Annotated in this window: 8 protein-coding genes; 5 read left to right on the forward strand and 3 right to left on the reverse strand. The window is 63.1% G+C overall.

The genetic code is table 11. From position 1 onward, the window contains the following. Positions 1-23: 23 nt before the first annotated feature. The gene (locus tag G3O01_RS39900; RefSeq protein WP_205812983.1) at positions 24-788 is read right to left on the reverse strand and encodes a DUF899 domain-containing protein; all 765 of its coding nucleotides are present in this window, start codon (positions 786-788) and stop codon (positions 24-26) included. Positions 789-895: 107 nt separating this feature from the next. Between G3O01_RS39900 and G3O01_RS39905 the strand changes: the two genes are divergently transcribed. From G3O01_RS39905 to G3O01_RS39915, 3 genes are all read left to right on the forward strand, one after another. After that, positions 896-2,116, forward strand: a complete 1,221-nt coding sequence (locus G3O01_RS39905; RefSeq protein WP_205812984.1) for a helix-turn-helix domain-containing protein — start codon at positions 896-898, stop codon at positions 2,114-2,116. Positions 2,117-2,154: 38 nt separating this feature from the next. After that, positions 2,155-2,835 carry a PQQ-binding-like beta-propeller repeat protein gene (locus G3O01_RS39910; protein WP_205812985.1) on the forward strand — a complete coding sequence of 227 codons (681 nt, stop codon included), beginning with the start codon at positions 2,155-2,157 and terminating at the stop codon, positions 2,833-2,835. An 82-nt stretch (positions 2,836-2,917) separates the two neighbouring features. Next, complete coding sequence (locus G3O01_RS39915; protein ID WP_205812986.1) at positions 2,918-3,259, forward strand: zinc ribbon domain-containing protein YjdM; 342 nt, start codon at positions 2,918-2,920, stop codon at positions 3,257-3,259. 8 nt (positions 3,260-3,267) lie between these two features. On the opposite strand, the gene G3O01_RS39920 is transcribed toward G3O01_RS39915, so the two are convergent. Together G3O01_RS39920 and G3O01_RS39925 are read right to left on the reverse strand one after the other, a co-directional pair. After that, a complete protein-coding gene (locus G3O01_RS39920; RefSeq protein WP_205812987.1) occupies positions 3,268-3,909 on the reverse strand; it encodes a response regulator transcription factor in 642 nt (213 codons plus the stop codon). After that, the gene (locus G3O01_RS39925) at positions 3,906-5,321 is read right to left on the reverse strand and encodes a cache domain-containing protein (protein ID WP_205812988.1); all 1,416 of its coding nucleotides are present in this window, start codon (positions 5,319-5,321) and stop codon (positions 3,906-3,908) included. Before G3O01_RS39925 ends, G3O01_RS39920 begins: the two co-directional genes overlap by 4 nt. Positions 5,322-5,522: 201 nt before the next feature. Here G3O01_RS39925 and G3O01_RS39930 point away from each other — a divergent pair, with 201 nt between their 5' ends. Together G3O01_RS39930 and G3O01_RS39935 are read left to right on the forward strand one after the other, a co-directional pair. Beyond that, complete coding sequence (locus G3O01_RS39930; RefSeq protein WP_205812989.1) at positions 5,523-7,601, forward strand: carbon starvation CstA family protein; 2,079 nt, start codon at positions 5,523-5,525, stop codon at positions 7,599-7,601. Between the two features lie 14 nt (positions 7,602-7,615). Next, positions 7,616-7,822 carry a YbdD/YjiX family protein gene (locus G3O01_RS39935; protein WP_205812990.1) on the forward strand — a complete coding sequence of 69 codons (207 nt, stop codon included), beginning with the start codon at positions 7,616-7,618 and terminating at the stop codon, positions 7,820-7,822. Positions 7,823-8,125: the final 303 nt, after the last annotated feature.

The raw sequence follows: 8,125 nt of genomic DNA on the forward strand, positions 1-8,125 counted from the left end.
GCCAGCGAGTTCCACGATCGACCTCAGCGCCGTTCGTATTCGTCGTGACGACGCCACCAGATGCCGCTCTCGTTGCGTCCTTTCGGCGCGCGGTCGAGCCACTGATACATGCCCCACACGCCGTCGACACCGCGGGCATACGTCGAATACGCGTGATACACGACGCCATCTTCCAGTACGAAGGTGCTGATGCCCGGCCGGTCGCGCGAGTATGTGGGCGCGTCGGTGCCGCAACTCGCCGCAAAGCGAACTACGGGTTCGGGCGCGGGCGACGTATCCATTGCATGGCCACCGCGCTCGAAGTTGTATTCGATATCGCCCGCACGCTGCTGCGCTTCCGTGTACGACACGTTGAAGTCGAAGTTGAACTCGCTGCCGCTCGCCGACGCCCACGGGAACCGCCATCCCATGCGCTCCTTGTACGCCTGCAACTTCTCGAGCGGCGCACGCGACACGGCCATCAGCGTGACATCGTGATTCGCGAGATGTACAGCCACGCCGTCGAAACCATCCGCGATCGCCGAGCACGACGGGCAGCCCGCCTTGTAATCCGGCCCGAACATGAAGTGATAGACGATCAGTTGCGAGCGCCCCCTGAAAAGCTCCGGCAGCGTGGCGCGACCTTCGTCGGTGTCGAACTCGTAATGCCTGTCGATCCTCACCCACGGCAGCGCTTCACGCTGCCGCGCCAGTTCGTCGCTGCGGTGCGTCAATGCTTTCTCCGCTTCCAGTAGTTCGAGGCGTGCTTTCAGCCAGGCGTCGCGCGTGGCGACCGTGTGCGTGGTCATCGTTCGTCCCTCCTTTGAATGTCGATACGGGTTGTCGATCAATCCTGTCGTGCTAGATTAGTGCGGGACATTCGACGGACGGGAGTGACAAGTGTGGCGTGATTCAGATGGATGCAAGCGTCGCAGCCGCCGCGCACGCGCTCGCCGCGGGTGATCCGCTCGGCGCGCTGAACCGCGTTGCGTTACGCGACGACGCGCCCGCGCTCGCGCTGCGCGGCATCGCGATGGCGCAACTCGGCGACCTTGCGCGCGCGAAATCGCTGGTGCGCAGCGCGGCGCGTGCATTCGGCCCGAAAGAAGCCGTCGCCCGTGCGCGCTGTGTCGTTGCGGAAGCGGAGATTGCGCTGGCCTCACGCGATCTCGGCTGGCCTGCACGGTCGCTCGAAGCCGCGCGCAGAACGCTGGAGTCGCATGACGATCATCTGAACGCCATGCACGCGCGGCATCTCCAGTTGCGCCGGCTGCTGCTGATCGGCCATCTCGAAGAAGCCGAGCGCATGCTCGATGGTTTCGATGCCGCGCCGTTTCCGCCGGCATCGAGCGCGATACACGAACTGATCGTCGCGGGTATTGCAATGCGGCGTCTGCACACGAAGACCGCTCGCACGGCGCTCGCGAAAGCCGAACGCGCAGCACGTCATGCCCGCATTCCTGGCCTCATGGCGGAAGTCGAAAGTTCGGCGCAACTGCTGGATACACCCGCCGCGCGCCTGATCACGCGCGGTGAAGAACGGCTCATGCTGCTCGAAGACGTCGAAGCATTGATGAACTCGAAAGCGCTCGTCATCGACGCCTGCCGCCATGCCGTGCGCGACGCGGATCATGTGGTGCCGCTTGCGAGCCGCCCCGTGCTGTTCAATCTCGCACGCGCGCTGGCGCAAGCATGGCCCGACGACGTGCCCCGCGACACGCTGATCGAGCGCGCCTTCCGCATGAAACACGCGGACGAATCGCATCGCGCGCGGCTGCGTGTCGAAATGGGCCGGCTGCGCACGGTGCTGCGCGCCTTTGCTGAAATCAACGCGACGAAGCGAGGCTTTGCGCTGACGCCGCGCCGCGCAACCGAAGTGGTCGTGCTCGCGCGGCCTGTCGAGGAAGCGCACGCGTCGTTGCTCGCGCTGCTCGCCGACGGCGAATCGTGGTCGAGTTCGGCACTCGCACTGGCGCTCGGCGCGAGCCAGCGGACCGTGCAGCGCGCACTGGATGCACTTGCATCGGCGGGCAAGGTGCAGTCGTTCGGCCAGGGCCGCGCGCGCCGCTGGATGACGCCGCCCATGCCCGGATTCGCGACGGCATTGTTACTCCCCGCCACGCTGCCAATCGACTAGCATGTAAGGCTCGACACTTCACCGACGAGGAAGGAAGCATGAAACGCTCACCTGCTGAAATCGTGCGTGAATATGGACCTTTTCCCGGCATCGACAATGTGCACGGCGTGACGTATGACGGCCAGAACATCTGGTTCGCATCGGGCGAAAAGGTGAACGCGCTCGATCCGTCGAGCGGCGAGACGGTGCGATCGATCGATGTCCCCGCAACGGCTGGCACCGCGTTCGACGGCCAGCACCTGTACCAGATCGCTGGCGACCAGATCCGCAAGGTCGATCCGCAGACTGGCAAGCTGCTCGCCACGATACCCGCGCCCGCCGGCACCAATTCGGGTATGGCGTGGGCGGAGGGCATGCTGTGGGTCGGGCAGTATCAGGAACGCCGCATTCATCAAGTCGACCCGCAGACGGGCGCGATTCTGCGCACAATCGAATCGAACCGTTTCGTCACCGGCGTGACGTGGGTGGACGGCGAACTGTGGCACGGCACCTGGGAAGGCGACCAGAGCGATCTACGCCATGTCGATGCGCAAACAGGCGAAGTGCTGGAGATGCTCGACATGCCGGACGACGTCCGCGTGTCCGGGCTCGAATCGGATGGTGGCGAGCGGTTCTATTGTGGCGGCGGAGATAGCGGAAAGCTGCGTGCGGTCCGAAGGCCGAAGCGGGCCGAAGCGAGCGGCGATGCACCCGCACCTGTCGATGTTGCCAGCGACTGACGTTTTTCCAGGAAAGGCCGCCTGGCGAGAGCGCTATACTCCCACGCTTTTATCGCCATCGTCAGGCATCAAGGAAATACCCATGAGCACGTTGCCCCATTGTCCGCAATGCAATTCAGAGTTCACGTACGAAGATGGCGGCGTCTATATCTGCCCGGAATGTGCGCATGAATGGTCGGCTCAGGCAGTGACGCAAACCGAACCGCCCGCGAAGATCTATCGCGATTCCGCAGGGAATGTGTTGCAGGACGGCGATACCGTCACTGTCATCAAGGACCTGAAGCTGAAGGGCTCGGGCGGCGTGATCAAGATGGGCACCAAGGTTAAAAATATCCGGCTGGTGGACAGCGATCACGATATCGATTGCAAGATCGATGGCTTTGGCGCCATGAGTCTGAAATCGGAATTCGTCAAGAAAGTGTGAGCCGCCGCTCAACCGGTGCGCCGATGCTCGACCGCAAACTTGATCAGCTCGGCCTGCCCTTCTATCTCGAGTTTGCGTTTCAGATTCAGCCGGTGCGTTTCGACGGTGCGCACCGACAGATTATTGCGCTGTGCGATCTGCTTGCTCGATAGCCCTTCGGCAAGCTGATCGAGAATATCGCGCTCGCGCGGCGTCAGACGTTCGATTGGGTCGCGCATCGCCGAAGCATGGATCAGCCGCGCGCTCAATCCTTCGCTGAAATAGGTCTTGCCTTCGAGCACCGCCCCGATCGCGCGGATGATCTCCGCACCGGGTGAATCCTTCAGCACGTAGCCGCTTGCGCCCGCGCGCACCGCTTGCGTCACGTATTCGACGTTATCGTGCATCGACAGCATGAGCACGCGGATGCCGGGATGGCGCTCATGAAACAGCGCCGCAAGCTGGATGCCGTTCATGCCGCGCATGCCGACGTCCATCAGCACGAGGTCCGGCTCATGCGTGGCCGCGAGCGCCAGCGCTTCGTCGGCGTTGCCCGCTTCGCCGACTACCGTGAAACCCGGCACGGCGTCCAGACGCGCGCGCAAGCCATCGCGCACGAGCGGATGATCATCGACGAGAATCAGGCGCGCCGCGCCCGTTGGACTGTTCATGAATGATCTGCCTGCATTTCGATGTCAAGCGCTTCCTGTGCGAAGAGCGGCACGCTTGCGGTAACGATGGTATGGCCGGGCCGCGACGCGAGTTGCAACTCGCCGTGCAGCGCTTCGAGCCGCTCGCGCATGTTGCGCAAGCCGACGCCCGCGCTCGGGTCCGCCTGTACGCGCTCGACATCGAAGCCGCGACCGTCGTCGCTGATCGCCAACGTGACGCGATGCGCCGAAATATCCAGCGATACAGCCGCCTGTGTGGCCTGCGCATGCCGGAAGATATTGGTCAACGCTTCCTGCGCGATACGGAACAGCGCCGTCTTCACCGTGTCGGGCAATTGCGTCGCGTGATCGTGCGCGATCTGCGTGAAGCCGATGGCGACATGACTTTGCGCGCTCAGTTCGCGCGTGAGTTGTTCGAGCGCGGCGGCAAGACCGAGATCGTCGAGCATCGAAGGACGCAGCGCATGCGAGATGCGGCGCACTTCGCGCAACGCATCGCCAAGCCGCCCGATGCCTGTCGATAGCGCCGCTTCTGCCGGCTGCACGCGCGGCTCGCTCACTTCGAAACGCGCGAGCGCAGACTCCAGCAGCAGCTTCACCGAAACGAGCATCTGGCTGATGCCGTCATGCAATTCACGCGACAGCCGCGCCCGTTCGTTTTCCTGCGATTCGACCACCTGCTGCGCGAGACGCTTGAGCTTTGCGTCCGCGCTACGGTATTCGCTGACGTTCAGCACCAGCGCGCACAGCGCAATCACACACAGCCCGGCAAGCGCGATTGCGCCGATCCACAGCATCGTGTGTTCGATATCGGACGACGCGCGCTGATCGATACGCGCCAGCGTCGTGTCGACATCGTCGAGATAGATGCCTGTGCCGAGCATCCAGCCCCAGCGCGGCAGCGGCACGACGTAGCCGAGCTTCGGCGCGAGCTTGCCTGTCGACGGACGATGCCACACATAACGCACATAGCCGCCGCCCTGGGCCGCGGCCGCGATCAGTTGCTGGATGGTCAGCGAGCCGGCGGGATCGCGCAAGGTCCACAGATCGCGCCCGACCAGATCGGGCTCGCGCGGATGCATCAGCGAGCGGCCGTGCATGTCGTAGACGAAGAAATACCCGTCCTGGCCGAAGTCCATTTTTTCGAGCATCGCGAGCGCGCGGTTGCGCAGGATCGCGTCGTCGCGTGCGTTGGTGCCGGCTTCGTCGTAGAGCGGCTTGATCGCGCTGGTGGCGAGGTCGACGTAGTGGCGCAGCTCGATTTCCTTGCTCGCCATATAGGCCGACTGCGTGGTGTCGTGCTGCGCGCTCGCCAGCGACGTGGCCTGATGGCGCACGCCGAGCGCAATGCCCGCGATGGCGGCCAGAAACGGCACGATGGCGAGCAGGAAGATCTTTGCCTTGAGTTTCATCTGCGGAAAACCGGTCGGACAGCCTACGTAGTTCTACGTAGCGCGCTTACGTAGTTGTGCGCTTGTGGCGCACACGACGAACACGAATACTACACGCCCATGAGCATGGCACACCTTCGACCATGCGCGGCGCTTCAAAAGGCGCCGCATTGGGCCTCGTCGGCGGCGCTGGCGGGCATGCAAACAATTATGGAGACTCCCATGAACCGGGCATCCAGTTTACTCATCTGGACAGCGGTCGCGCTACTCGGCGCGTTCGCGTTCGGCACCATCGCGCTCGCGCACGGCGAGAAGGTCAGCGCCCTCTGGGTCGTGATCGCCGCAGTCTGCGTCTACCTCATCGCTTATCGCTTCTACAGCCGCTTTATCGCGAACCACGTCGTGCAGCTCGACGGCCAGCGCATGACGCCCGCCGTGCGGCACAACGACGGCCTCGACTACGTGCCGACCAACAAATACGTGCTGTTCGGCCACCACTTCGCGGCGATCGCAGGCGCGGGCCCGCTGGTCGGCCCGGTGCTGGCCGCGCAGATGGGCTACGTGCCCGGCATGCTGTGGATTCTCGCGGGCGTCGTGTTTGCTGGCGCCGTGCAGGACTTCATCGTGCTGTTCATCTCGACGCGCCGCGACGGACGTTCGCTCGGCGATCTCGTGAAGATGGAGCTTGGCACCGTGCCTGGCGTGATCGCGCTGTTCGGCGCGTTCCTGATCATGGTGATCATTCTTGCCGTGCTCGCGCTGATCGTCGTGAAGGCATTGACGAATTCGCCGTGGGGCACGTTCACGGTCGCTGCGACGATTCCGATTGCGCTTTTCATGGGCGTCTACACGCGCTTCATCCGGCCGGGCCGCATCGGCGAAGTGTCGATCATCGGCTTCGTGCTGCTGATGGCATCGATCGCGTTCGGCCAGAGCGTGCATGATTCCCCGGCGCTCGCTGCATGGTTCACGTTCAGCGGCACGCAACTCACGTGGATTCTGATCGGCTACGGCTTCGTCGCCTCCGTGCTGCCCGTGTGGCTGCTGCTCGCGCCGCGCGATTACCTGTCGACGTTCCTGAAGATCGGCACGATCCTGGGTCTTGCGATCGGCATTCTCGTCGTCGCACCGGAACTGAAGATGCCCGCGCTGACGAAGTTCGTCGACGGCACGGGCCCGGTGTGGTCGGGCAATCTGTTCCCGTTCCTCTTCATCACGATCGCTTGCGGTGCAGTGTCGGGTTTCCACGCACTGATCTCGTCGGGCACGACGCCGAAGCTGCTCGATAACGAAAAGAACGCGCGCTTCATCGGTTATGGCGCGATGCTGATGGAGTCGTTCGTCGCGATCATGGCGCTGGTGGCGGCTGCCGTGATCGAGCCGGGCATCTACTTCGCGATGAACGCGCCGGCTGCCGTACTCGGCTCGACGCCGGATGCCGTCGCACAGACCGTGTCGCAATGGGGCTTCGTGCTGACGCCGGACATGCTGACGCAAACCGCGAAGGCCGTCGGCGAAACGACGATCGTCGCGCGCGCTGGTGGCGCACCGACGCTCGCGGTGGGCATGGCGCAGATTCTGCACCAGGTGATTGGTGGCCAGGCGATGATGGCGTTTTGGTATCACTTTGCGATTCTGTTCGAAGCGCTCTTCATCCTTACCGCTGTCGATGCGGGCACGCGTGCCGGTCGCTTCATGTTGCAGGATCTGCTGGGCACGTTCCACCCTGCCTTGAAGCGCACGGAATCGCTGCCGGCGAACCTGATCGCGACGGCGCTGTGCGTGGCCGCGTGGGGTTACTTCCTGTATCAGGGCGTGGTCGATCCGCTGGGCGGCATCAACACGCTGTGGCCGCTGTTCGGCATTTCGAACCAGATGCTGGCGGGTATCGCGCTGGTGCTCGGCACGGTAGTGCTGTTCAAGATGAAGCGTGAGCGCTTCGCGTGGGTCACGCTGGTGCCGACGGTGTGGCTCTTGATCTGCACGATGACGGCTGGCTGGCAGAAGATTTTCGACGCGAATCCGAAGGTTGGGTTTCTTGCTCACGCTGCCAAGTTGGGCGCTGCTGCCGATGCGGGCAAGATCGTCGCGCCGGCGAAGTCGATCGAGCAGATGCATCGGATCATGTTCAATGACTATGTCGATGCGGCGCTGGCTGGGCTGTTCATTTTTGTTGTTGTCAGTGTCGTGTTTTATGGGGTTCTCGCGGTGGTTCGTGCGCGTCGCGCGGATCGGCCTACTGTTCGCGAAACGCCGTTTGAGGTTTTGCCCGCCGGGCAGACGGTTAGCGGGTCGCACTGAACGGAGTGTTGCCAATGTTCTCTGGATTGCGGGATGACGTGCGCAACGCCGGAAAGTATCTCGGGCAGGCCATGCGGTTGATGGTCGGTCTGCCCGACTATGAGACTTATGTCACGCATGTGCGTGAGGCTCATCCGGATCGGCCTGTTATGAGTTATGAGGAGTTTTTTCGCGAACGGCAGCAGGCCAGGTATGGTGGTGGGGCTGGGAAGTGTTGTTGAGGTTTTCTGTCTGCGACGCTTTGGTGTGGTTTGCTTTTGTTGGCGCTGGCATCCGCGTTTTGCCTCTGGTTTGCTAGCGTTGCCCCTGTGCGGGGCGGCATTTTGGTGTGTCTTGCGACGCTGGTTTGGTTTGCTTGTGTTGGCGCTGGCATCCGCGTTTTGCCTTCGTGCTTCACGCGTTGCCCCTGTGCGGGGCGGCACCTACTTTTCTTTGCCGCGGCAAAGAAAAGTAGGCAAAAGAAAGCCGCTGAACACCGCCAATCCTTGTTTCTGCCTGAGGGCCCTCAACGGGTCCTCCACTTC

Source organism: Burkholderia sp. Ac-20365, assembly GCF_017104715.1.
Lineage (GTDB): Bacteria > Pseudomonadota > Gammaproteobacteria > Burkholderiales > Burkholderiaceae > Paraburkholderia.

What these genes read in the sequence shown, in the direction of transcription:
- G3O01_RS39900 (WP_205812983.1), bottom strand. Translation starts at nt 788, where the DNA reads ATGACCACGCACACGGTCGCCACGCGCGACGCCTGGCTGAAAGCACGC.
- G3O01_RS39905 (WP_205812984.1), top strand. Translation starts at nt 896, where the DNA reads ATGGATGCAAGCGTCGCAGCCGCCGCGCACGCGCTCGCCGCGGGTGAT.
- G3O01_RS39910 (WP_205812985.1), top strand. Translation starts at nt 2,155, where the DNA reads ATGAAACGCTCACCTGCTGAAATCGTGCGTGAATATGGACCTTTTCCC.
- G3O01_RS39915 (WP_205812986.1), top strand. Translation starts at nt 2,918, where the DNA reads ATGAGCACGTTGCCCCATTGTCCGCAATGCAATTCAGAGTTCACGTAC.
- G3O01_RS39920 (WP_205812987.1), bottom strand. Translation starts at nt 3,909, where the DNA reads ATGAACAGTCCAACGGGCGCGGCGCGCCTGATTCTCGTCGATGATCAT.
- G3O01_RS39925 (WP_205812988.1), bottom strand. Translation starts at nt 5,321, where the DNA reads ATGAAACTCAAGGCAAAGATCTTCCTGCTCGCCATCGTGCCGTTTCTG.
- G3O01_RS39930 (WP_205812989.1), top strand. Translation starts at nt 5,523, where the DNA reads ATGAACCGGGCATCCAGTTTACTCATCTGGACAGCGGTCGCGCTACTC.
- G3O01_RS39935 (WP_205812990.1), top strand. Translation starts at nt 7,616, where the DNA reads ATGTTCTCTGGATTGCGGGATGACGTGCGCAACGCCGGAAAGTATCTC.